This window comes from Methylobacterium sp. 37f, from assembly GCF_023093475.1.
GTDB lineage: Bacteria > Pseudomonadota > Alphaproteobacteria > Rhizobiales > Beijerinckiaceae > Methylobacterium.
In genome coordinates this window covers 52,629-74,582 of sequence record NZ_JAGHKN010000014.1, presented here as the reverse complement: position 1 = coordinate 74,582, position 21,954 = coordinate 52,629, and the positions used below count along the sequence as shown (strand labels likewise).

General features: G+C 68.4%; 21 protein-coding genes. 15 read left to right on the top strand and 6 right to left on the bottom strand.

Features of this window, described 5'->3' with window-relative positions; genetic code table 11:
• Positions 1-158: 158 nt before the first annotated feature.
• Positions 159-521 carry a hypothetical protein gene (locus tag J7U37_RS11820; protein WP_247635853.1) on the bottom strand — a complete coding sequence of 121 codons (363 nt, stop codon included), beginning with the start codon at positions 519-521 and terminating at the stop codon, positions 159-161.
• A 99-nt stretch (positions 522-620) separates the two neighbouring features.
• Here J7U37_RS11820 and J7U37_RS11815 point away from each other — a divergent pair, with 99 nt between their 5' ends.
• The 3 genes from J7U37_RS11815 to J7U37_RS11805 all read left to right on the top strand — a co-directional run bounded on the left by J7U37_RS11815 (position 621) and on the right by J7U37_RS11805 (position 4,638).
• A complete protein-coding gene (locus tag J7U37_RS11815) occupies positions 621-1,553 on the top strand; it encodes a LysR family transcriptional regulator (protein ID WP_247635852.1) in 933 nt (310 codons plus the stop codon).
• 233 nt (positions 1,554-1,786) lie between these two features.
• The gene (locus J7U37_RS11810; protein ID WP_056485072.1) at positions 1,787-2,089 is read left to right on the top strand and encodes a hypothetical protein; all 303 of its coding nucleotides are present in this window, start codon (positions 1,787-1,789) and stop codon (positions 2,087-2,089) included.
• A 419-nt stretch (positions 2,090-2,508) separates the two neighbouring features.
• Positions 2,509-4,638, top strand: a complete 2,130-nt coding sequence (locus J7U37_RS11805; protein WP_247635851.1) for a TonB-dependent siderophore receptor — start codon at positions 2,509-2,511, stop codon at positions 4,636-4,638.
• A 43-nt stretch (positions 4,639-4,681) separates the two neighbouring features.
• On the opposite strand, the gene panB is transcribed toward J7U37_RS11805, so the two are convergent.
• The 4 genes from panB to J7U37_RS11785 form a co-directional block, all read right to left on the bottom strand.
• Positions 4,682-5,506, bottom strand: a complete 825-nt coding sequence (panB, locus tag J7U37_RS11800; RefSeq protein ID WP_056181814.1) for a 3-methyl-2-oxobutanoate hydroxymethyltransferase — start codon at positions 5,504-5,506, stop codon at positions 4,682-4,684.
• A 471-nt stretch (positions 5,507-5,977) separates the two neighbouring features.
• Entirely contained in the window at positions 5,978-6,565 is a 588-nt protein-coding gene (locus tag J7U37_RS11795; RefSeq protein ID WP_247635850.1) for a rhodanese-like domain-containing protein, read from the bottom strand.
• A gap of 14 nt (positions 6,566-6,579) precedes the next feature.
• The gene (locus J7U37_RS11790; RefSeq protein ID WP_244478338.1) at positions 6,580-7,386 is read right to left on the bottom strand and encodes a quinoprotein dehydrogenase-associated SoxYZ-like carrier; all 807 of its coding nucleotides are present in this window, start codon (positions 7,384-7,386) and stop codon (positions 6,580-6,582) included.
• Positions 7,387-7,554: 168 nt separating this feature from the next.
• Positions 7,555-8,508: a quinoprotein relay system zinc metallohydrolase 2 gene (locus tag J7U37_RS11785; RefSeq protein WP_247635849.1), complete on the bottom strand. Its 954-nt coding sequence runs from the start codon at positions 8,506-8,508 to the stop codon at positions 7,555-7,557.
• Positions 8,509-8,719: 211 nt separating this feature from the next.
• Here J7U37_RS11785 and J7U37_RS11780 point away from each other — a divergent pair, with 211 nt between their 5' ends.
• Together J7U37_RS11780 and J7U37_RS11775 are read left to right on the top strand one after the other, a co-directional pair.
• On the top strand, positions 8,720-9,322 hold the full coding sequence (locus J7U37_RS11780; protein WP_247635848.1) for a TetR family transcriptional regulator: 603 nt from the start codon (positions 8,720-8,722) through the stop codon (positions 9,320-9,322).
• A gap of 67 nt (positions 9,323-9,389) precedes the next feature.
• On the top strand, positions 9,390-10,376 hold the full coding sequence (locus tag J7U37_RS11775) for a GTP-binding protein (RefSeq protein WP_056485058.1): 987 nt from the start codon (positions 9,390-9,392) through the stop codon (positions 10,374-10,376).
• 58 nt (positions 10,377-10,434) lie between these two features.
• Here J7U37_RS11775 and J7U37_RS11770 read toward each other — a convergent pair whose 3' ends face one another.
• On the bottom strand, positions 10,435-12,126 hold the full coding sequence (locus J7U37_RS11770; RefSeq protein ID WP_247635847.1) for a HAMP domain-containing methyl-accepting chemotaxis protein: 1,692 nt from the start codon (positions 12,124-12,126) through the stop codon (positions 10,435-10,437).
• Between the two features lie 529 nt (positions 12,127-12,655).
• Here J7U37_RS11770 and J7U37_RS11765 point away from each other — a divergent pair.
• From J7U37_RS11765 to ftsA, 10 genes are all read left to right on the top strand, one after another.
• A complete protein-coding gene (locus tag J7U37_RS11765) occupies positions 12,656-13,822 on the top strand; it encodes a putative peptidoglycan glycosyltransferase FtsW (protein WP_056181796.1) in 1,167 nt (388 codons plus the stop codon).
• Positions 13,819-14,928, top strand: a complete 1,110-nt coding sequence (gene murG / locus J7U37_RS11760; RefSeq protein WP_247635846.1) for an undecaprenyldiphospho-muramoylpentapeptide beta-N-acetylglucosaminyltransferase — start codon at positions 13,819-13,821, stop codon at positions 14,926-14,928. The genes J7U37_RS11765 and murG overlap by 4 nt, the downstream gene beginning before the upstream one ends.
• A 72-nt stretch (positions 14,929-15,000) precedes the next feature.
• Positions 15,001-16,416, top strand: a complete 1,416-nt coding sequence (murC, locus tag J7U37_RS11755) for a UDP-N-acetylmuramate--L-alanine ligase (RefSeq protein ID WP_056181790.1) — start codon at positions 15,001-15,003, stop codon at positions 16,414-16,416.
• Positions 16,417-16,423: 7 nt separating this feature from the next.
• Complete coding sequence (locus tag J7U37_RS11750; RefSeq protein ID WP_247635845.1) at positions 16,424-16,966, top strand: DUF559 domain-containing protein; 543 nt, start codon at positions 16,424-16,426, stop codon at positions 16,964-16,966.
• Positions 16,963-17,895 carry a UDP-N-acetylmuramate dehydrogenase gene (murB, locus tag J7U37_RS11745; RefSeq protein ID WP_247635844.1) on the top strand — a complete coding sequence of 311 codons (933 nt, stop codon included), beginning with the start codon at positions 16,963-16,965 and terminating at the stop codon, positions 17,893-17,895. The genes J7U37_RS11750 and murB overlap by 4 nt, the downstream gene beginning before the upstream one ends.
• 37 nt (positions 17,896-17,932) lie before the next feature.
• Positions 17,933-18,166, top strand: coding sequence for an AbrB/MazE/SpoVT family DNA-binding domain-containing protein (locus tag J7U37_RS11740; protein WP_056181781.1), 234 nt, complete (start codon positions 17,933-17,935; stop codon positions 18,164-18,166).
• A 16-nt stretch (positions 18,167-18,182) separates the two neighbouring features.
• Positions 18,183-18,527 (top strand): type II toxin-antitoxin system PemK/MazF family toxin, encoded by a 345-nt coding sequence (locus J7U37_RS11735; RefSeq protein ID WP_156633889.1) that lies wholly within the window; start codon positions 18,183-18,185, stop codon positions 18,525-18,527.
• Between the two features lie 38 nt (positions 18,528-18,565).
• Positions 18,566-19,489 (top strand): D-alanine--D-alanine ligase, encoded by a 924-nt coding sequence (locus J7U37_RS11730; protein WP_056181774.1) that lies wholly within the window; start codon positions 18,566-18,568, stop codon positions 19,487-19,489.
• The gene (locus tag J7U37_RS11725; protein ID WP_247635843.1) at positions 19,456-20,442 is read left to right on the top strand and encodes a cell division protein FtsQ/DivIB; all 987 of its coding nucleotides are present in this window, start codon (positions 19,456-19,458) and stop codon (positions 20,440-20,442) included. The genes J7U37_RS11730 and J7U37_RS11725 overlap by 34 nt, the downstream gene beginning before the upstream one ends.
• A gap of 66 nt (positions 20,443-20,508) precedes the next feature.
• Positions 20,509-21,831, top strand: a complete 1,323-nt coding sequence (gene ftsA / locus J7U37_RS11720; protein WP_056181771.1) for a cell division protein FtsA — start codon at positions 20,509-20,511, stop codon at positions 21,829-21,831.
• Positions 21,832-21,954: the final 123 nt, after the last annotated feature.

Genomic DNA, 21,954 nt, shown 5'->3' with positions numbered 1-21,954 from the left:
CCGATAAGGCCAGCCGAAAATCACGCCGTGCCTCGCTCAATCCCGATGCAGTCCATCCCCGCGCTGCCAGCGCCGAGACGACCGGCGGGGGCTCGGATCCCCCGGCCTGGGGGCCGGGAGATCCGTCGTCGAGGTCGCGCGCCGTCACGGCGGGGGCCTCAGTTCAGGGCCGCGGCCTCGCGGGTCACGGTCGGCTTGGCGCGGGAGACCGAGACGCTGTCGCCCGTGCGGAGGATCTCGATCGCCTGGGTCTCGCCGCCGAGGTCGCGCGGCGTCGAGAGGGTGACGCTCTGGCCGTTGGCCAGCACGGTCTCGAAGCGCACCGGGCCGGCGCTCTCCGTGCGGGCGAGGGTGACGACGAGCCGGTAACCCGTGGGCTCGGGGGTGTAGTAGGCGACGCCGGCCACGTCGCCGAGGCTGACGCTGCCGCCGGCGCGGGCCTTGATCGGCTCGGCCTGGGCTGCACCCGCGAGGGTGGCGAGCACGGTGGCGGCGGTGAGGAGTGTGGTACGAACGGACATGATCGAAGGTCTCTGCTCTGGGGCAAGGCGCCCGATGCCCTTGCTTCTGAGGCGAATATGCTGTGCGTTGCACCATGGATCAAACAGAACGAATCGATAATGACTATTGATTACGTCGATCTATCCCGGGTCGACCTGAACCTGCTCGTGGCCCTCAACGCGCTCCTGTCGGAGCGGAGCGTCACCCGGGCAGCCGCCCGCATCGGCATCGGCCAGTCGGCCATGAGCAGCAGCCTCGCCCGTCTCCGAACCCTGTTCGGCGACGAACTCCTGACCCGGTCCCCGGAGGGGATGCGGCCGACGCCCCGCGCCCTGGCGCTGGCCGAGCCGGTGCGGACGCTGCTGCGGCAGATCCAGGCCCTGGTGCGGCGCGATGCGGAGTTCGATCCCCGCACCGTGACCCGCACCTTCACCATCGGGCTGCCGGACAGCGCCGAGGTGCTGATCGGTCCGCGCCTGCTGGCCCATCTGCGGGCGGAGGCGCCCGGCATCAGCCTGCTGCTGCGCTCCATCGACCGCATCCGCATCCTGCAGGAACTCGATGCCGACCGGGTCGACCTCGGCATCGGCTTCTTCTCGGAGGGCCAGACGCACCACAAGCAGCGCCTGCTCTATCGCGACAGCTACCTGTGCATGTTCAACGCGGACCTCGTCGGGCTGTCGCCGCCGATCTCGCTCGACGATTACCTGCGCTTTCCCCACGTGCTCACCAGCCTGAAGGAGACTGCGCACGGGGTGGTGGACGATGCGCTCGCCAAGCTAGGACGCAGCCGGACCCTGGCGGTGACCACGCCGCGCTTCCTCGCGGTGCCGTTCCTGGTGCGCAGCGCCCCGGTCCTGACCACGATGCACGCGCGACTCGCCACCTTCTTCGCCGGCGCCCTCGGACTCACCGTGAGCCCGACGCCCGTGGCCCTGGAGGACGTCGCGGTCTCGATGCTGTGGCATGCCTCCTATGACGACGATCCCGCCCATCGCTGGCTGCGCCGGACGCTGCTTACCCTGGTGGAGGCACCGACCGGAACGATCTGAGCCGGCGTGCCGGGCGGCGGCCCGAAGGGGTATGATCGTCCCGGGGGCCTGCGTGGGACGGGACTCGGCAGGGAGATCTTGAAGTGAGGATCTTCAAGGATGCGTGAGGCAGCGCACAGCCGGGGGGCTGACAATCATCGATTCTCTTACCGTTCATCAACCGTTCGGTGATTCTCTCTCACTGTGACGCTTCTGATTTGACGCAAGCTCTTCGGGATTGAAGGAACGGAGCTATGAAGAATACGCTGGTCGCGGCCCTGGTGGCCGCCACGGTCGCCGTCGTGGCCGTTCCGAGCGCCCAGGCGCGCGACGGAATCGGGGCGGGCGGCGCGGCCGCCCTCGGCGTGCTTGGCGGCCTCGCCATCGGCGGCGCCATCGCCTCGTCGCAGAACGACGGCGGCTACTACCCGGGTCGCCCGGTCTATCGCGCGCCGCGCCCGGTCTATGTCGAAGAGGAGGTGTGCCACATGGAACGCCGCGGCTTCATCGACGCCTACGGCTACGAGCACATCCGCCGCGTCCGCGTCTGCGAATAGGACGCGTCGCCGCGACGCATCTCGGCGCGGTCCCCGACGGCGCTGCTCTCCACGAACGATCCCAACGGGCTCCGCCATCGCAGGCGGGGCCCGTTTGCATGTCAGGCAGCGGCATCGCCCCCGGAGCGAGATGAAAGCTTTCGCCCGTCCGCTTGTCGGGCATGTGGATGTGTGTCTTCCAGTATTTCATTGTACTGATTCTAAGATGTTGCCTTGCGAGCACGGCATGAAATGATCAGTTTTCAGTCCCGTCTGGATCGTTGACCGTCTGATGTTTTCATTCCAATGCACCAAAATAATCTTTGGTCGCAGGTCCACACGTGCCAATCATCTTTGGGTTTCTGCTCGCGCACAAGTTGAATAGCGGTGCCGTTCTTCGCCGGACACTGATCGGTTCGACGGCTGCCCTCGTGACCTGTATGGCGGGTTCGGTGGTCGCGCAGCAATCCAGCCCGCCGAGCGCTTCGAACGTGACGCTCGACACCCTGGAGGTCGTCGGCGATCGCCGGGGCGTCACCGCGATCGGTGCGGCCGAGGACCCGCGCGGCCCCGTCGCCGGCTACGTCGCGACCCGTTCCGTTTCCAGTACCAAGACCGACACCCCGATCCTCCGGACGCCACAGGCGATCTCGGTGGTGGGACGCCAGCAGATCGACGACCAGAAGCCGACGAGTCTGGCCGAGGCGACGCGCTACGCGCCGGGCATCCGCGGCGAGACCTTCGGCGCCGATCCGCGCAACGACTGGTTCCTCATCCGTGGCTTCACCGCCCAGGAATCCGGCTACTTCCTCGACGGTCTGCAGCTGTTCACCTCGGCCTTCGCCACCTGGAAGCTGGAGCCCTTCGGCCTGGAGCGCCTGGAAATCCTGCGCGGACCGAATTCCGGCCTCTATGGCGGCGCCAGCCCGGGCGGCATCATCAACGCGGTGAGCAAGCGCCCGCCGATCGTGCCGATCCGCTACGTCGAGGCCGGAATCGACAATTTCGGCAACGCCTATGCGGGCTTCGACATCGGCGGTCCCGTGGAGGCCGGCACCGAGGGCAAGCTGTTCTATCGCCTCGTCGGGCTCGGCCGGGGCGGCGGAACGCAGGTCGACTTCGTCAACAACGACCGCTTCTTCTTCGCGCCCTCGATCACCTGGAAGCCGGACGCCGACACCTCGCTGACCCTTCTGGCCCAGGTGCAGCGCGACCGTGCCGGCACCCAGAACTTCCTGCCCTACGAGGGCACGGTGACACCGGCGCCCTTCGGCTTCATCAAGACGAGCCGCTTCACCGGCGACCCGGCGACCGACCGCCTGACCCGTTCACAGGACATGGTGGGCTACGAGTTCGAGCATCGCTTCGACAATGACATCAAGTTCCGGCAGAACGCACGCCACGGCACGGTCACGGTCAATCTGTCCAACCGTTACGGCGGCGGCTACGCCACCACGCCGGCCGCAGCCGACCTCAGCCGCTTCGACTTCTTCACCCGTGGCGCGGCGGTGCAGAGCGATATCGACAACCAACTCGTCATCCCGTTCCGCACGGGCGATTTCGGGCATACGGTGCTGGCGGGTTTCGAGTACCGACGCTACCAGATCGACGATTTCGGAGCCTTCGGCAGCGGACCTTCGTTGAATCTGGTCCGACCGATCTATCCCAACACGCCTCTGAACCCGAGTTTCGTCTATCAGAACGCGCTGATCACCCAGAACCAGTTTGCGGCCTACCTGCAGGACGAGATCACCGTCGGCAATTTTTCCCTCGTGCTCAGCGGCCGCCACGACTGGGTCGCCACCGACAACGTCGACCGGCTCGGCGTCAACAACGCCACCCGGGACACCAGCGCCTTCAGCGGCCGCGTCGCCCTGATCTACAATGACGAATCCGGGCTCGCTCCCTACGTCTCCTACGCGCAGGGCTTCAACCCGACCGTCGGCCTCAACGGTGTGACCGGCCAACTCCTCCTGCCCGAGAGCAGCGAGCAAACCGAGATCGGTCTGAAGTACAAGCCTCCGGGTTTCGACGGCTACTTCGCCGCCGCACTGTTCGACCTGACCCGCTCGAACGTGCTGACCACCAACCCGCTCAACATCCAGCAGGTGGTCCAGACCGGTGCCGTGAACTCGCGCGGCGCCGAGGTCGAGATGGTGGCCAACCTCGCACCCGGTCTGCGGGCGGTGGCTTCCTACACCGCCTACGACCTCTCGGTGACGCGGGACCTGAACACCGCGCTTCTCGGCACCACCCCGACCAACACGCCGGAGCAGTACGGCTCGCTGTTCCTGGACTACACCTTCCAGAACGGCATCCTGCGCGGCTTCGGTCTCGGCGGCGGCGTGCGCGGCGTCGGGCGCTCCTTCGCCGATCAGGCCAACCAGTTCCGGGTGCCGGGCTACGTCGTCGGCGACCTCGTCGCCCATTACGACTGGGAAGGCTGGCGCTTCGCCCTCAACGTCGCGAACGTCTCGGACGAGCGCATCGTCAACAGCTGCAGCACCGTCACGGCCTGCTACTACGGCGAGCGCCGCCGGGTGCTCGGCAGCATCGGCTATCGCTGGTAGCCGCCCGGGGCCGGCTTGCGCGGGGCAAACCCGCGGAGGCCGGTCACAACGGCTGGTAGGTGTGCTCCTCGGCCGGGAAGGTGCCGGAGCGGACCTCGTCGGCATAGTCCTTCACGGCGGCCTCGATCTGGCCCCGCAGGGTGCCGAAACGCTTTACGAATTTCGGCACTCGGTCGCTGAGGCCGAGCATGTCCTCGAGGACGAGGATCTGCCCGTCGCACGCCATGGTGGCGCCGATGCCGATGGTGGGCGTGGTGATCTCGGGGGCGGTGGCGATGGCACGGGCCACCGGCTCGACGATGCCCTCCATCACGATGGCGAAGGCGCCCGCATCGTTGATGGCGCGGGCATCGGCCATCAGGCGGCGCTCGCCGTCGGCCTCGCGGCCCTGCACCTTGAAGCCCCCCATGGTGTTCACCGATTGCGGGGTCAGGCCGATATGGCCCATCACCGGCACGCCGCGCTCGACCAGGAAGGCCACCGTCTCGGCAAAGCGTGCGCCGCCCTCCATCTTGATCGCCCCGGCCCCCGTCTCCTTGAGCACGCGAGCGGCGTTGAGGAAGGCCTGCTGCGGGCTCGCCTCGTAGGAGCCGAACGGCATGTCCACCACGATCAGCGCTCGGGAGGTGCCCCGGATCACGGCCTGCGCCTGGACGATCATCATCTCCAGGGTCACCGGCAGGGTCGATTCCATGCCGTGCATCAGCATGCCGAGGGAATCGCCGACCAGGATGAAGTCGCAATAGGGATCGAGGATGCCGGCCGTGTGCGCGTGATAGGCCGTGAGCGCGATAATCTTGCGCCCCTCGGCCTTGCGCTTGGCCAGGTCGATCGCGCGGATTCGGCGGGACTGAACGGCTTGCGACATCGAACTCCACCCGGCTGGTTCGGGCCGCCGGAACGCGGCGGACCGTCTGCTGGTGGAGGCTCTATACACCGCCTCGGCGGAGATGGCGCGGGCCGGTGTGACGCTCCCGCACGATTGTCGCGCCGCAAGGCCTTCGTCGTGCAAGTGATATATCAGATATCAGGCTGCCCACCGCAGACATTACCGGCGAATGTCACTGCGTGGAAAGTCTTGTCCGGGGGTATCAGTAACAGCGATGGCGTCGCTGCTCCGAACTCTCTCCGGGCGTTTCCTCCCTAGACTTTCGGGCGCCGTTCGATGCCTTTATTCCGCCACAACCGGCTCCCTGTCAACTGCGTTCGCACTGGGGGCTGAGTATCCGCATGCTGATTGTTTGAGCGCAGGCCGGCGAAGACGGAAAAATCCCGCCGGGCGAGACGCTTATCCTGATCGGAATCTGACGTTCGTCCTGGCAGCGGCTCGGCCCGCGCCTCAGCGCTGGGCCTCGCCGCCGCTCCGGGCCGTCCAGGCGGCATCCTCGGTGATGACCGTGGTCGGGTGGCGCTCCTGCCAGCCCTCGATGCCCTCGGGGAACCAGTGCACGGCGCGATAGCCTTCGAGCACCAGCCGCTTGGCCGCGTTCCAGCTGCCCCAGCATTCGGGATGACAGAAGGCGACGATGGCCCGGTCCTTGTCACCCCCGGTCAGGTCCGCCACGCGTTTCAGGAACAGGGATTCGTGCGCCGGATCGAGGGGGGCGGCGCCCGCATTGGGCATCCACACCGCACCGGGCACCGAGCGGTGGGCGGGCAGCCAGGGACGGTCGGACGGAAAGCCCGCCGGGCGCCGGTCGGCCAGGGACACGTCGAGCAGGACAGGCTTGTCACGGGCTATCAGGGCGTCGAGGGTGTCGATGGTGAGGACCGTGGCGCCCGACAGGGTGGCGGGGGTGTAACCCCGCTGCGGCCCGGTCCAGATCCCGTCCGGCTCCGGCACGTTGACGGGGGAATCGGCCGGGCTCGCCGCCGCCAGGACGAAGGCGGCGGCGCCCGCGAGCGCGAGCCGGACGAGGCGCAGCATGATGGGGCGCCCGCTCAGTTGGTCGCGCTCGGGGCGGGGAAGCTGTGCTCCCACCGGCCGTTCTGGTTGTCGGAGGCCACCACCTGGATCGGCCCCTGGCCGTCGGGCTTCAGGGCGAAGTTGAGGACCGGGTTCGACGCGATCGAGATGTCGCCGTCCAGGGTCAGGATGGTCTGGCCGCCGCGGCTGATCGCGATCTTGTTGATGTAACGGGCCGGCGTGTAGTCGCGGGTGATCTGGTTCATCTGCATGCCGCTGAAGTTCGGATGGCGGATCATCAGCGTCGCCTCGACCGGCTGGCCGGGCTGGCTCTCGGCGAACTTCATCTTCATGTCGCCCATGCCCTTCATCGCCTCCTCGTCGCTCATGCCCATCGGGGCCGAGCAGCCGCCCGAAGCCTTGACGAACTTCGTGGTCTCGAAGAGTCGGCCGTCCTTGGTCTCCACCACGGCGTGGATGTTGGTGTAGTTGTTCACCCGCACCCGCAGCTTGAGTTCGTTCGCCTCGGCGCCCGGCCCGAAGGTGACGTGCGCCGCGTAGGGCGACGGGTTGTCGTCGATGATGAGGTGGACGCCCGCGACCTTGTCCTTCTCCGGCATGGTCAGGGTGATCGGCACCAGCGAGGCATCGAGCGCCCGCACCGGCGCGTCGATCGTCACGAGGCTGTCGGTCGGCGCGATCGTCTTGTCGCCGAAGATCGATTTCTGGATCTCCTTCCAGCGGGCGAGACGCTCCGACTCGTCGTCCGAAGCCCCGGCGGCGAGGCTCGGACCCGTCCCCAGCACGGTGCCGGCGCCGACCAGCGGCAGGGCGAGCGACAGGGCCGTCAGGATCGAGCGGACGAGAACAGGGTTGGTGATTGAGCGGGTCACGGCGTTTCTCCTATGGGATGATCGTTCTTATTGCGACATCCGTTCTTCTTGCGAGATCTCTGACATCATGTGGCGCGGGGCGGGATCGGCCTCAAGTCACAGTCTTGAGCCACGGCCTCATTCCCATTCCAGTTCCTTGAAGGCCTGGGTGACGTTGCGGCCATTGTAGGTGTCGAACAGGACCCACTTGTCGCGCTCGGCCTGTCCGACCGTCTGCACCGCCTTCTCGATCGGCAGGTCCGCCGCGATGGCCTTGCGGGTCTCGTCGCGAAGCACCGTCAGGTAGCGCGTCAGGTCGTCCATGGCGGGGGCGAAGTCGACCAGGGTCGGTCCGTGGCCCGGGACGGCCTTGGTCGCGCCCATTGCGCGCAGCCGGTCGGCCTCCTTGAGCCAGCCCACGAGGCTGCCGTCGAGGGAGGGGATGCGGGTGACGAACAGGAGGTCGGCGGGAAACAGGATGCCGCTGGCGGAATCCCGCATCGAGAGATCGCAGCTCGTATGCGCCGGGCCGTGGGCGGTGACGCGCAAGGTGCGGCCGCCGAGGTCGATGTCGGCGCCGTCCGTCACCTCCAGGGTGGGGTAGACCACCGTGCCGGCGCGGTCGGCGCCGAGGATTTCGACGAGGCGGCCGCGATAATATTCGCCCCGCGCGTCGAGGGCGGCCCGGAGGGCGCCGTGCCCGACATAAACCGGCTTGTCCTCGGCGAAGGCCGCCGCCCCGAAGCAATGGTCGGGGTGGACATGGGTCAGCACCACATGGCCGATCGGCTTGTCCGTGCGCTTCCTGATCTCCGCGCGCAGCCAGGCCCCGTCGGCGAGACTGCCGCCGGATTCGGTGACCAGGACCGAGGTCTCGCCCACGATGAAGCCGATATTGGCGATGGCGTCGTTGTTCTCGGGGCTCGCTTCCGCGTCGGGGCCGCGCCGGATGAAGATGCCGGGGCCGACCTCGTGCAGGTCGAAGCCCTCCGCCGAGCGCCCGAGGCTGGGCAGGCAGCACAGGCACAGGCCGCCGAACAAGGCGCCGCGACGCGTCGGATTCCAGCGTGATCGGCCGGCCTCAGACCGCATGTATGCCTCCCGTTTTTTGTTCTACCAAGTAGTAGGTAGATTTCCGCCGACGTCAACGGCATAAGGCGGAGCCTCCACGTCCCGGCGATCACGGTCCCGCGCGCCGGAATGTCCAAGTGTCCAAGCGTCGAAGCGTCGAAGCGTCGAAGCGTCGAAGCGTCGAAAGGTCCGGGGCGGACGAGATGGAGCGGGCAGGGGAGATCATGGGACGATGAGGGATACCCGCGCCGCGCTGCTGCTGGAGGCCGAGACCCTGGTGCGCCGCCGGAGCTATGCCGGCTTCAGCTATGCCGACCTCGCCGAGGCGGTGCAGATCCGCAAGGCGAGCATCCACCACCACTTCCCGAGCAAGTCCGATCTCGCCCGCGCCCTCGTGGCCGCCTACGATGCCCGCTACGACGCGGCTCTGGCCGAGATCCGGGCCGGCGAGCCCGACGCGATCCGGCGGATCGAGGCTTACGGCACCCTCTATCTCGGGGGCGTCGAGGCCGGGCTGGGCTGCCTCTGCGCCGTCCTGGCGATTGAGGGCGACGCCCTGCCGGAGACGCTGCGCGCCGACATCGCCCGCTTCTTCGAAAAGCACATCGCCTGGCTGGAGGCGGTGCTCGCCGAGGGCATCGCGACCGCAAGCGTGCGGGCCTCCCTCGATCCCGCCGCCACGGCTCGCATGGTCATTGCCGCCCTCGAAGGCGCCCTCCTGATGGAGCGCCTGCTGGCCGGACCGGCGGGCTTCCGCGGCACCCTCACGGCGCTCTGCGACGGGCTGCGGGCTGCCGGGGTTTCATCCGACCGGGGTTTCATCCGACCCGACTGATACAATATAACAGGTCGCAGCGACGCCTCCCGCGCGGGCGACCCCGTGCCATCGACGAAGAGTCACCATGTCCGACAGCCCGAACCCCGCCTCCGCGAAGATCCCCGTCACCGTGCTCACCGGCTATCTCGGCGCGGGCAAGACGACGCTTCTCAACCGCATCCTCACCGAGAACCACGGCAAGCGCTACGCCGTGATCGTCAACGAGTTCGGCGAGATCGGCATCGACAACGACCTCATCATCGGCGCCGACGAGGAGGTGTTCGAGATGAACAATGGCTGCGTCTGCTGCACCGTGCGCGGCGACCTGATCCGCATCATGGACGGCCTGGTGAAACGGCGCGGCAAGTTCGACGCGATCATCGTCGAAACCACCGGCCTCGCCGATCCCGCCCCCGTGGCCCAGACCTTCTTCATCGACGAGGATGTCGGCGCGGCCGCTCGCCTCGACGCGGTGGTGACCGTGGCGGACGCCAAGTGGCTGTCGGACCGCCTGAAGGACGCGCCGGAAGCCAAGAACCAGATCGCCTTCGCCGACGTGATCCTGCTCAACAAGGCCGATCTCGTGGAGGAGGCGGACCTGGCCCGGGTCGAGGGCCAGATCCGCGCGATCAACCCCTACGCCAAGGTCCACCGCACCGAGCGCTGCGCGGTGCCGCTGGAGGCGGTGCTGGAGCGCAATGCCTTCGATCTTGGCCGCATCCTCGACATCGAGCCCGACTTCCTCGAGGAGGGGCACCACCATCACCACGACGACGACATGCAGTCGGTCTCGGCCAAGATCGACGGACCGGTCGACCCCGAGAAGTTCATGCCCTGGATCTCGACCCTGACCCAGGTCCAGGGCCCCGACATCCTGCGCTGCAAGGGGATCGTCGCCTTCCCGAACGAGCCGCAGCGCTTCGTCTTCCAGGGCGTCCACCAGATCCTCGACGGCGACCTTCAGGGGCCGTGGAAGGACGACGAGCCGCGCGTCTCCCGCGTGGTCTTCATCGGCCGCAAGCTCGATCCGGAGGCGATCCGCGCCGGGTTCGAAGATTGCAAGGCGGCCTGACGCCCGGCCTTCCGGGGGGCTCGCGATTACGGGGGACGCGCGTGCGTCCCCCGGGCCGTCAGGCGGCCTTCACGCCGGCCAGGAACTGCGACACCTCCTGGCCGAGGTTTTCCGAATAGCGCGACAATTCCTTGGCGGCGCTCAGGACCTGGCTGGCGGCGGCGCCTGTCGAGCCCGCACCGGCGCGGACATGCTCGATGTTGCTGGTCACCTCCTGGGTGCCCTGCGCGGCCTCCTGGACGTTCCGGGCGATCTCCCGGGTGGCGGCGCCCTGCTGCTCCATCGCGGCGGCGATGCCGCCGGCGTAGGTCGACATGTCGGCGATGGTCCGGCCGATGCGCGTGATGTCGGACACCACCTCGCCGGTGGCCCCCTGGATCTCGCCGATCTTGGTGCGGATCTCCTCCGTGGCGCGCGCGGTCTGCCCGGCCAGTTCCTTCACTTCGGTGGCCACCACGGCAAAGCCGCGGCCGGCCTCGCCGGCGCGGGCCGCTTCGATGGTGGCGTTGAGCGCCAGCAGGTTGGTCTGGCCCGCGATATTCGTGATCATGGCGACGACGTCGGTGATGCTGGCCGCAACGTCGGTCAGGCGCTTCACCGTCGCCTCGGTGCGGTGCGTATCCTCGACGGCCTGGTTGGCCATGACGGAGGATTGGCTGACCTGGGTCACGATCTCCTGGATCGAGGCGGACATCTCCTCGCTGGCGGACGCCACCGTGTGGACGTTGGCCGAGGTTTCTTCCGCCGCGCTCGCCACCGTCGTCGCCTGCTGAATCGACTGATCCGCCGTGGAGGCCATCGACTGGGCGGTGGCTTCCATCTCGGTGGCGGCCCCTGCCAGCCCGTGCGTCAGGTTCGAGACGTTGGCCTCGAAGCGCTTGGTCAGTCCGTCGAGCACTTCGGCCCGGCGCATCTTGGCCTGGTTCTCGGCCTCCTGCTCGGCCGCCAGGCTGCGGGCCAGGATGGCGTTGTCCTTGAACACCCCCAGCGACCGGGCCAGCAGACCGATTTCGTCCTTGCGCGCCATGCCCTCCACGGTGACCGTCAGGTCGCCACTCGCGAGACGGCCCATCGCGGCGCCCATGGCGTTCACCGGACGGGCGATCGCGTAGATCACGATCAGGCCGGCACTGCCCAGGGCGGCCAGCAGCCCGACGACGGCCGAGGACACCAGCATGGTCGTGGTGCTTCTGACGATCTCGTCGGCGTGAGCGGCGCTCGCCTTCAACTCAGACTCGACCAGGGTGATCCGCTGATTGGCCTGCTCGCGCAGCTTGGCCCGCAACGGTGCCGCCTCAGCCTGCGCGATCCTGTTTCCGGTCGCTGGATCGTTGTTCAGGGCGGCCTCGGAGGAGCGGTTCAGAACGGTAAAGTAGGATTCCAGCCCACGCCGAAGATCGGCGTTCGCCGCGATGCGCGCGGGCGTATCGGCCAGGGCGGCAAGTTTGGCCTGCGCCTCGTAGGTCGCCTCGATGGCGCCGGCTTGCCGGGCCTTGAAGTCCTGGCTCCTCGGCCCGGTCGGATCGATGAGGATGTTGCGGTTCTGGAGTGCGGCTTCGGTCAGGGTGATCTGCAGGTTGAGCGCGTAGCCCTGACGTGCCGTCTGCACCTGGACGATCTCCCGCGTCTGATCCGCAATCTGGGACAGGGCGTAGCGGGCGTAGATCACGAGACCGAGGGCGACCAGGGTCGTCATGACCAGCGGGATGATGATCTTCACCAGAAGGCTGAAGTTATTGAACGTCCTCATCAAAAATCCCGTCCTGCAGATCGAAGATTGAATTCACCTACTTAAGAATAGCGTTTCGCGATAAAATAAATCTTAATGTTCGCTATTCTGTCCGGATAAGCGAAGCAAAATCTGCGCGATGCGCCAAAATATCGGATCTTATGTGAGTAAGAAATTGGTCTATGCTGGATAGCAGTGATCCATCGCAATCAGTATTAGAATTGTCTGTTTTTGGGAGGTGGGTGTAGAAAAGAAGAAACCGTGCGTGTTTCCGCACGCAGGACCTTGGAAATCGATGGACGTTCCTGGCTCGACGAGGAGGCAAGTGCGGGAGAGGGTTTGTGCGAATGCGCTGGAGCCCGAGTGAAACCTTCTCGAAGCGCCAGCTCTTCGAACGGCCCGACCCTCGGGACAGGCGAAGCTTCGACGGCGGATCGCAACACTTGGTTTACCATTCCGGCACAGGATCGAATTCGTGCCGGCCTGACGCCGCCGGCCGCGATCGGCTGCCCTGCCCGGGCGCCGTGAGGCCCCGGAGAGTGCTGATCCCATGATGTCCCGAGCGGAACGCACGCCCTTGACGGACTGGTGGTGGACCGTCGACCGCGGCCTCCTCGCCGGCCTCGGCGCGCTCATGGTGGCGGGCTTGGTCTTCCTCATGGGCGGCGGGCCGCCCGTGGCCGAGAAGATCGGCCTGCCGACCTTCCACTTCCTCAATCGGCAGGCGCTCTATCTTGCGCCCACCATCCTCATCATCGTCGGCGTGTCGTTCCTGTCCCTGCGCCACATCCGCCGCGTCGCGCTCTTCACCTGGATGATGGGCGTCGCGCTCTGCATCCTGGCGAGCAAGTTCGGCCCGGAGATCAAGGGCGCGCACCGCTGGATCCAGTTCGGTGCCATCGGCATCCAGCCGTCGGAATTCGTCAAGCCCGCCTTCGTGGTGGTGGCGGCCTGGGCCTTCTCGGAGGGCGCGCAGCGACGCGACATGCCGGGCGGCCTGCTGGCGATCCTGCTCCTGCCCATCACCATCGTGCCGCTCGTGCTCCAGCCCGATTTCGGCCAGACCATGCTCATCACCATCGTGTGGTGCGCCCTGTTCTTCGTGGCCGGCCTGCACTGGTTCTGGGTGGCGGGCCTCGGCGTCGGCGGCCTGATCGGCGTCGCCACCGCCTACCGCTTCCTGCACCACGTGCGCGAGCGCATCGACCGCTTCCTCGACAGCGATTCCGGCGACAACTTCCAGGGCTACTGGGCCCGGCAATCGTTCAATTCCGGCGGCTGGTTCGGCACCGGCCCGGGGGAGGGCGTCGCCAAGCGCCACCTGCCCGACGCCCACACCGACTTCATCTTCTCGGTGACGGGTGAGGAGTTCGGCACCATCGTGTGCCTCGGCCTCGTCCTGCTCTTCGCCTACATCGTCATGCGGGGCCTGAAGCTGGCCCGGCGCACCGACGACACCTTTTCGCGGTTGGCGATCACGGGTCTCACCACGTTGTTCGGGCTGCAGGCCTGCATCAACATGGCGGTGAACGTCCGCCTGATGCCCGCCAAGGGCATGACCCTGCCGTTCGTCTCCTACGGCGGCTCCTCGCTGATCTCGCTCGCCCTCGGCATGGGCTTCCTCGTGGCCTTGACCCGCAAGCGCCCCCGGACCACCACCCTGAGCCAGAAGCCGCCGGGCACCGCCCCGGCGACGATCGCCGGAGTGATGCGTTGACCGTTGCCACCGCTACGATCCTGCTCTGTGCCGGGGGCACGGGCGGGCATCTGTTTCCCGCCGAGAGCCTGGCCCACGCCCTGCGCGCCCGCGGCGTGCGGGTGGCGCTGGCCACCGATGCCCGGGTGGATTCGATCGCCACCGGCTTCCCGGCCTCCGAGATCGTCACCATCGCCTCCGCCACGCCCTCGGGGCGCTCCCTGATCAAGCGCGGCACCGCGCTCCTCACCCTCGGGCGCGGCTTCGGCGTCGCCGCGCGGGAGATCCGACGCATCAACCCGGCCGCCATCGTGGGCTTCGGCGGATATCCCACGGTGCCGCCGATGCTGGCGGGACAGATCCTGCAGGTCCCCACCATCCTGCACGAGCAGAACGCCGTGATGGGCCGGGCCAACGCCTTCCTGGCGCGCGGCGCCCGTGCCATCGCCACCGGGTTTCGCGACGTGCGCGGCGTGCCGGTCAAGGCCCTCGCGCCCCGGACCCATACGGGCAACCCGTTGCGCCCGGCGGTGCTCGAGGCCGCGAAAATCCCTTATCCGCCGGTCGGTCCGGGTGATCCGCTGCATCTCCTGGTCTTCGGCGGCAGTCAGGGCGCCCGGGTGATGGGCGAGGTCGTGCCCGCCGCCATCGCCAACCTGCCCGCCGATCTGCGCGCCCGGCTCCATCTCGTGCAGCAGGTGCGGGCCGAGGACCTGACGCAGGTCCAGAACCTCTATCTCGGCCTGGGCCTCGCCGGCTTCGAGGCCGCCCCCTTCTTCAAGGATTTGCCGGCCCGGATGGCGGCGGCGCACCTCGTCATCGGTCGCTCCGGGGCTTCCACGGTCTCGGAACTCGCCGCCATCGGGCGGCCCGCCATCCTGGTGCCGCTCCCCGGCGCCCTCGATCAGGATCAGGCGGCCAACGCCGCGACGCTCGCCGCCATCGGCGCCGCGCAGGCGATCGCGCAATCCGCCTTCACGGCGGATCGCCTCACGGCGGAGCTGGTCGACCTCTTCACCAATCCCGGAAAATTGACCGCGGCGGCCTCAGCCGCCAAAAGCGCCGGAATTCACGACGCGGCCGAGCGGCTCGCCGACATCGTCATCGCGACGGCGGCCCGCACCTGACGGCGTCCGCCGATTGACCCCGTTCGGGCCGGTTCGTCCGGACCCCCGACGCCCCTGAGACTGGTCCTTCCCATGAAGCTGCCCGACAAGCTCGGTCCCATCCACTTCATCGGCATCGGCGGCATCGGCATGTCCGGGATCGCCGAGGTGATGCATAATCTCGGCTACACCGTGCAGGGGTCGGACGCCAACGACAACGCCAATGTCCGGCGGCTCTCCGACAAGGGCATGCGCACCTTCATCGGTCACGAGGCCGGCAACGTCGAGGACGCCGCCCTGGTGGTGGTCTCGACCGCGATCCGCCGCGACAATCCCGAGCTCGTCGCCGCCCGCGAGCGCCGCCTGCCGGTGGTGCGCCGGGCCGAGATGCTGGCCGAGCTGATGCGCTTCAAGTCCTGCGTCGCCATCGCGGGCACCCACGGCAAGACCACGACGACCTCCCTGGTCGCCACCCTGCTGGACGCCGGCAACCTCGACCCCACCGTGATCAACGGCGGCATCATCAACGCCTACGGCACCAACGCCCGCATGGGCGAGGGCGAGTGGATGGTGGTGGAGGCCGACGAATCCGACGGCACCTTCCTGAAGCTGCCGGCCGACGTCGCCATCGTCACCAACATCGACCCCGAGCACCTCGACCATTTCGGCTCGTTCGACGCGGTCAAGGACGCCTTCCGGCGCTTCATCGACAACATCCCGTTCTACGGTTTTGCCGTCATGTGCATCGACCACCCGATCGTGCAGGACCTCGTCGGCCACATCGAGGACCGTCGCATCATCACCTACGGCGAGAATCCGCAGGCCGACGTCCGCCTCATCGACGTGGACCTGCGCGGTGGCCAGAGCCGCTTCCGCGTCATGATCCGCGACCGCCGCCCCGGCTTCCGCCTGGAGATGGAGGACCTCGTCCTGCCGATGCCGGGCAAGCACAACGCCCTGAACGCCACCGCGGCCCTCGCCGTCGCGCACGAGCTCGGCGTCGAGCCCGAGGCGATCCGCAAGGCGCTGGCCGGCTTCGGCGGGGTCAAGCGCCGCTTCACCCGCACCGGCGAGTGGAACGGGGCCCTGATCTTCGACGATTACGGGCACCATCCGGTGGAAATCAAGGCGGTGCTCAAGGCCGCCCGCGCCTCCACCGAGAGCAACGTCATCGCCATCGTGCAGCCGCATCGCTACACCCGCCTCGCCTCGCTGTTCGACGATTTCTGCACCTGCTTCAACGATGCCGATACGGTCATCGTCGCCCCGGTCTACGCGGCGGGCGAGGCGCCGATCGAGGGCATGGACCGCGACGGCCTCGTCTCGGGCCTCAAGTCCCGCGGCCACCGCGACGCCATCGCGCTCCAGCGTTCGGAAGACCTCGCCGGCATCGTCGCCGGCCGCGCCAAGCCGGGCGACTACGTGGTCTGCCTCGGGGCCGGCAACATCACCCAATGGGCCTATGCGCTCCCGGGCGAACTCGCGGCTCTGGATGGTGTGAAGGCGTGAGACGCCGATGCGCGCTGCCTCGAAGGCGCGCACGCGCTTCCGCCGGATCTTGCGGGCCAATGAAACTGAGGCCGAACGGCGTCTCCGGTCGCACGTGAGGGATCGGCGCCTTGCTGGTTTCGAGTTCGTTCGGCAGGCGCAGATCGGTCCCCACAGGGCCGACTTCGGCCGTCGCGAAGCGCGGCTCATCGTCGAGGCGGATGGTAGTCAGTACGCTGCGAACACGCACGATCAGGCCCGAGATGCCTGGTTGATCGCGCGCGGCTATCGCATCCCAAGCTTCTGGAATTCCGACATCATGCATCAAACCGATTGCATCCCCGCGACGATCCTCGCGGCCCTCCCAGCCTCTCCCCGCTTGCGGGGAGAGGACGCCGAACCTCTCGTCGCGCTCGGCATGAGCGCGAAGGGCGGAGGTGAGAGGGCGTTTCTCATGGACGCACAGCCCCTGTCCACGGTGTCCCGTCACCCACGCTCCGCGCGCTTCGCCCCCGACAAAGAGAGCGGGGCAATCTCCCCGCAAGCGGTGAAAGGGGAGGTGCTCGCATGACCGCCTTCCCGGACATCACGCCCGACATCCGTGCCCGGGCGCCCGGCCTGCGGGGGCGGCTGATCGCCAACCAGCCGCTCTCGGACCTGACCTGGTTCCGCGTCGGCGGTCCTGCCCAGGTGCTGTTCACCCCGGCCGATGCGGAGGACCTCGGCGTCCTGCTCGGCGCCCTCGACCCCGAGACCCCCGTCACCGTGATCGGCCTCGGCTCGAACCTCATCGTGCGGGACGGCGGCGTACCCGGCGTGGTGATCCGGCTCGGCGGCAAGGCCTTCGGCACGGTGGCGATCGACGGCGAGACCCTGCGGGTCGGCACCGCGGTGCCGGACATGCGCCTCGCCAAGACGGCGGCCGAGGCCGGGCTCGACGGGCTCGCGTTCTTCCGCGGCATTCCCGGCTCGGTCGGCGGCGCCCTGCGCATGAACGCCGGCGCCCATGGCGGCGAGACCACCGACGTGCTGGTCGAAGCGCACGGCGTCGACCGCCAGGGCAACCCGCGCCGCTTCAGCCACGCCGAGATGGGCTTCGCCTACCGGCACAGCGGCGCCCCCGCCGACGTGATCTTCACCCAGGCGGTCTTCCGGGGCCGTCCGGGCGACCGCGCGGCCATCGAGGCCGAGATGGAGCGGGTGACGGCGGCGCGCGAGGCGGCCCAGCCGATCCGCGAGCGCACCGGCGGCTCGACCTTCAAGAACCCGCCCGGCGGCAAAGCCTGGCAACTCGTCGACGCGGCCGGCTGCCGTGGCCTCACGGTCGGCGGTGCGCAGGTCTCGGAGATGCACTGCAACTTCCTGATCAACCGCGACAATGCCACGGCCGCCGATATCGAGACCCTCGGCGAGGAGGTCCGCCGGCGGGTGCGCGAGACCTCCGGCATCGAGCTGCACTGGGAGATCAAGCGCATCGGCCGGTCGACACCCGCGGAGTAAGGCGGTAAGACGTAAGTTTTCTGCTGGAGAGTGGCCGATGACCGGTCGGGATGTTCTGACGACCTATTCGAAGGTCTCCGTGAAGAGCCAGACCGTGCTCCCGGCCGAGGTCCGCGAACGCCTCGGCATCGGCCCGGGCGACCGTCTTCGCTACGTGATCACGCCGGACGGTATCCGCATCGAGAAGGCGCGTCCCGAGGGCGAAGATCCCTTCGTGACCTTCACGGAATGGGCTGGGGCCGCCGACGAAGAAGCCTATGGCAATCTCTAGGGATCCCATCGGAGGCATGCTTGCCGCAGGCGCCGTCGTGGTCGTCCCATTTCCTTATTCCGACCGTCTCGCCGAGAAGCGTCGCCCGGCCGTCGTGGTCTCGGGACCGGCCGTCGCCGAGACGGGATTCGTCTGGATCGCCATGATCACCAGTGCGAACAACCCCGCCATGCGGGGCGATCAGGCCATCGACGATCTTGCCGCTGCCGGGCTCGATGCGCCTTCGGTCGTCAGACCCGTCAAGCTGGCCTGCATCGAACCGGCACGTATCCTCAAGCGGATCGGGACATTGCCGCCGGTGGTGGCCGGCGCGGTTTTCGATGCGATCCACGACAGGATCGGCCCCGGCCGGCCGGCGTGATGCCGCAATCCATGTCTGCGCAAATCTCAGGAGTCCCCATGTCCAAGCACGTCGCCGTCCTCATGGGCGGGTGGTCCTCCGAGCGGCCGGTCTCGCTGAATTCGGGCCAGGCCTGCGCCGACGCCCTCGAAGGTCAGGGCTTTCGCGTCACCCGCGTCGACGTCCAGCCCGACATCGCCACGGTGCTGACCGCCCTGCGGCCCGACGTGGCCTTCAACGCGCTGCACGGACCGGCGGGCGAGGACGGCACGATTCAGGGCCTGCTCGAACTCCTGCGCATCCCCTACACCCATTCCGGCGTACTCGCCTCGGCGCTGGCGATGCATAAGGAACGTGCCAAAGTGATCATGCGGGCGGCCGGAGTCAGCGTTCCGGAGGGCCGCGTCGTTAACCGTCATGAGGCCGCCAAGTCACACGTGCTGACGCCGCCCTACGTGCTCAAGCCGGTGGCCGAGGGCTCCTCCATGGGGGTCATCATCGTGCGCGACGGGCGCACCCATCCGCCCCAGGAAGTGGGCCGGGCCGATTGGGGCTATGGCGATGAAATCCTTGCGGAAACCTATGTCGCCGGGCGCGAGCTGACCTGCGCCGTGATGGGGGACAAGGCCCTCGGGGTGATCGAAATCAAGCCGGCTTCCGGGGAGTGGTACGACTTCGATGCGAAGTACGCCGAGGGGGGGTCGATCCACGTCCTCCCGGCAGAAATTAAACCAAATCTTTACCAGCGTGTCCAAGAGTTGTCGTTAACGGCGCATCAAGCACTCGGGTGCCGGGGCATCAGCCGTGCGGACCTTCGTTACGACGACACACCGGGTGGAACCGGTGCCCTCGTCGTCCTGGAGGTCAACACGCAACCCGGCATGACGAAGACGAGCTTGGTCCCGGAGATGGCAGCCCATGCGGGCTATGGTTTCGGTGAGCTCGTCCAATGGATGGTGGAGGACGCAACGTTGGGCCGGTAGGGGCCGAAGGTCCGCTCGGCGGTCCTGGCCCGCTGGGTCAAGGCTCGCTGGGGCCCGCCGCCGGCACGGTCGCCTCCGTCCGCGGGGCGCTCGCCGCCCGCCTGCGCCGCTTCACGCCCCCCGGCCGCCGCTCCCGCCTCGCGCTTCCGATCGAGCGCCGGGTTCCGCGCCACCTCGGCACGGCGGCGATGTCCGTTTCCTTCGCGGCCCTCGCCCTCGCCAGCTTCGTCGGCACCGGCGCCTACGACCGATTCGTGGCCGAGAACGGCCGTCCCCTCGACGTTCTGGCGCGCCTCGCCGGCTTCGGCGTCGAGCGCGTCACCATCTCGGGCATCGCCCGGCTCTATGAGCGCGAGGTGCTGCAGGCCGCCGGCATCGACGGCCACTCCTCCGTGGTGTTCCTCGACGTGGCCGAGGCCCGCGAGCGCCTGCTGGCGGTGCCGCTGATCGCCAGCGCCTCCGTGCGCAAGGTCTATCCGAACGAGATCGTCATCACCCAGGTGGAGCGCGAGCCCGCCGCCCTGTGGCAGCGCAACGGCGAGATCGCCGTGATCGCGGCCGACGGCACGGTGATCGACCAGATGCGCGACGACCGCTACGCCGCCCTGCCGCTGGTGGTCGGCGACGACGCCAACCTCAAGCTCAAGGACTACCTCGCCCTGATCGAGGCGGCCGGCTCGCTCGCCGAGCGCGTCAAGGCCGGGACCTACGTGTCCGGCCGGCGCTGGACCCTGAAACTCGACGGCGTCGACATCCGCCTGCCCGAGACCGGGGCGACCGAAGCGCTGGCCCGGTTGGTCAAGCTCGAGCGCGACAATCGCCTGCTCGAGAAGGACATCATCGCGGTGGACCTGCGCATGCCCGACCGGATCGTGGTGCGCCTCACCGAAGAGGCCGCCGCGGCCCGCGCCGAATCCCAGAAGAAGTCCAAGACCAAGGGGACCAGCACATGAGCCGCACGATCCGTCCGGCGCATCCCGCGTCCCGCCCCCGCCACACCCGTTCCGCCCGGTAGCCCGATGCACGACCCGCACGGCCTCACCCCACGCCTGAAGCCTCTCTCCGCCCGGCGCAGCACCACCCTCTCGGTGCTCGACATCGGAACGAGCAAGGTCGTCTGCCTCATCGCCGAGCTTCAGCCGGCCGAGGCCCTCACCACCCTGCGCGGACGCACCCATTTCGCCCGCGTCATCGGCATCGGCCACCAGCGTTCGCAGGGGCTCAAGGGCGGCGTCATCGTCGACCTCGAGGCTGCCGAGAGCGCGATCCGCCAGGCGGTCCACGCCGCCGAGCGGATGGCCAAGGTCGAGGTGCAGTCGGTCATCGTCAACATGTCCGGCGGCCGCATCGGCTCGCAGCACTTCGAGGCCCGCGTCGGCACCCGCACCGGCACCGTCACGGGCTCCGACGTGGAGCGCGTGCTGGAGACCGCCTCCGCCCACGGCGTCAGCCCCGGCCGGGCCGTGCTCCACGCCCTGCCCACCGGCTACGCCATCGACGGCCAGGGCACGGTCATCGATCCGTCGGGCATGATGGGCGATGCCCTCGGAGTCGACCTTCACGTGGTCACCGGCGAGGCGGCGGCCGCCCGCAATCTCATGCTCGCGGTCGAGCATTGCCACCTCGGCGTCGAGGCGGTGATCGCCACGCCCTACGCCGCCGGGCTCTCGGCCCTGGTCGACGACGAGGCCGAAATGGGCGTCGCCGTGGTCGACATGGGCGGGGGCACCACCAGCGTCGGCGTGTTCTCCGGCGGCCATCTCGTCCACGTCGATGCGGTCGCGGTCGGCGGCCATCACGTCACCATGGACATCGCCCGCGGCCTCTCCACCCGGGTCGCCGCGGCCGAGCGCCTCAAGACTCTGTACGGCTCGGCCATCGCCACCGCCTCCGACGAGCGCGACATGATCGCGGTCCACGGGGTCGGCGAGGACGAGGGCGACGCCCCCACCCATGTGCCGCGCTCGCAGCTCGTGCGGATCATCCGCCCGCGCGTCGAGGAGGTGGTGGAACTGGTGCGCGACCGCCTCCGGGCCGCCGGCTTCTCGGCCCAGGCCGGGCGCCGGGTGGTGCTGACGGGCGGCGCCAGTCAGCTCGTGGGTCTGCCCGAGGTGGCCCGCCGGGTCATGGAAGGCCAGGTCCGCATCGGCCGCCCCCTGGGCATCCGGGGTCTGCCGGAAGCCGCCAAGGGCCCCGCCTTCTCGGCGGCGGTGGGCCTGCTGGTCTACCCGCAGGTGGCGCATGCGGAACATTTCGAGCCGCGGGGCCATGGCGCCTTCGCCGGCACGGGAACGGACGGCTACCTCTCGCGCGTCGGACGCTGGATCCGCGAGAGTTTCTGAGAACGACCGCCGTCGCGCCCCAAACCCCGGGTATCGGGGTGGGTGCGAACGGCCAGACGAGAATCGGCGCCTCCCTCAACCGAGGCGTCAAATGAAACGTGAAAGGCACGAGAGGCTCGACAC

Bases quoted from the DNA above. Each gene is read 5' to 3' on its own strand.
- J7U37_RS11805 (WP_247635851.1), top strand. From the start codon at position 2,509: ATGGCGGGTTCGGTGGTCGCGCAGCAATCCAGCCCGCCGAGCGCTTCG.
- J7U37_RS11780 (WP_247635848.1), top strand. From the start codon at position 8,720: ATGAGGGATACCCGCGCCGCGCTGCTGCTGGAGGCCGAGACCCTGGTG.
- murB (WP_247635844.1), top strand. From the start codon at position 16,963: ATGACCGCCTTCCCGGACATCACGCCCGACATCCGTGCCCGGGCGCCC.
- J7U37_RS11750 (WP_247635845.1), top strand. From the start codon at position 16,424: ATGCGCGCTGCCTCGAAGGCGCGCACGCGCTTCCGCCGGATCTTGCGG.
- J7U37_RS11735 (WP_156633889.1), top strand. From the start codon at position 18,183: ATGCTTGCCGCAGGCGCCGTCGTGGTCGTCCCATTTCCTTATTCCGAC.
- J7U37_RS11785 (WP_247635849.1), bottom strand. From the start codon at position 8,508: ATGCGGTCTGAGGCCGGCCGATCACGCTGGAATCCGACGCGTCGCGGC.
- J7U37_RS11770 (WP_247635847.1), bottom strand. From the start codon at position 12,126: ATGAGGACGTTCAATAACTTCAGCCTTCTGGTGAAGATCATCATCCCG.
- J7U37_RS11815 (WP_247635852.1), top strand. From the start codon at position 621: ATGACTATTGATTACGTCGATCTATCCCGGGTCGACCTGAACCTGCTC.
- murC (WP_056181790.1), top strand. From the start codon at position 15,001: ATGAAGCTGCCCGACAAGCTCGGTCCCATCCACTTCATCGGCATCGGC.
- J7U37_RS11740 (WP_056181781.1), top strand. From the start codon at position 17,933: ATGACCGGTCGGGATGTTCTGACGACCTATTCGAAGGTCTCCGTGAAG.
- J7U37_RS11765 (WP_056181796.1), top strand. From the start codon at position 12,656: ATGATGTCCCGAGCGGAACGCACGCCCTTGACGGACTGGTGGTGGACC.
- ftsA (WP_056181771.1), top strand. From the start codon at position 20,509: ATGCACGACCCGCACGGCCTCACCCCACGCCTGAAGCCTCTCTCCGCC.
- J7U37_RS11725 (WP_247635843.1), top strand. From the start codon at position 19,456: ATGGATGGTGGAGGACGCAACGTTGGGCCGGTAGGGGCCGAAGGTCCG.
- J7U37_RS11730 (WP_056181774.1), top strand. From the start codon at position 18,566: ATGTCCAAGCACGTCGCCGTCCTCATGGGCGGGTGGTCCTCCGAGCGG.
- J7U37_RS11795 (WP_247635850.1), bottom strand. From the start codon at position 6,565: ATGCTGCGCCTCGTCCGGCTCGCGCTCGCGGGCGCCGCCGCCTTCGTC.
- J7U37_RS11810 (WP_056485072.1), top strand. From the start codon at position 1,787: ATGAAGAATACGCTGGTCGCGGCCCTGGTGGCCGCCACGGTCGCCGTC.
- J7U37_RS11820 (WP_247635853.1), bottom strand. From the start codon at position 521: ATGTCCGTTCGTACCACACTCCTCACCGCCGCCACCGTGCTCGCCACC.
- J7U37_RS11775 (WP_056485058.1), top strand. From the start codon at position 9,390: ATGTCCGACAGCCCGAACCCCGCCTCCGCGAAGATCCCCGTCACCGTG.
- panB (WP_056181814.1), bottom strand. From the start codon at position 5,506: ATGTCGCAAGCCGTTCAGTCCCGCCGAATCCGCGCGATCGACCTGGCC.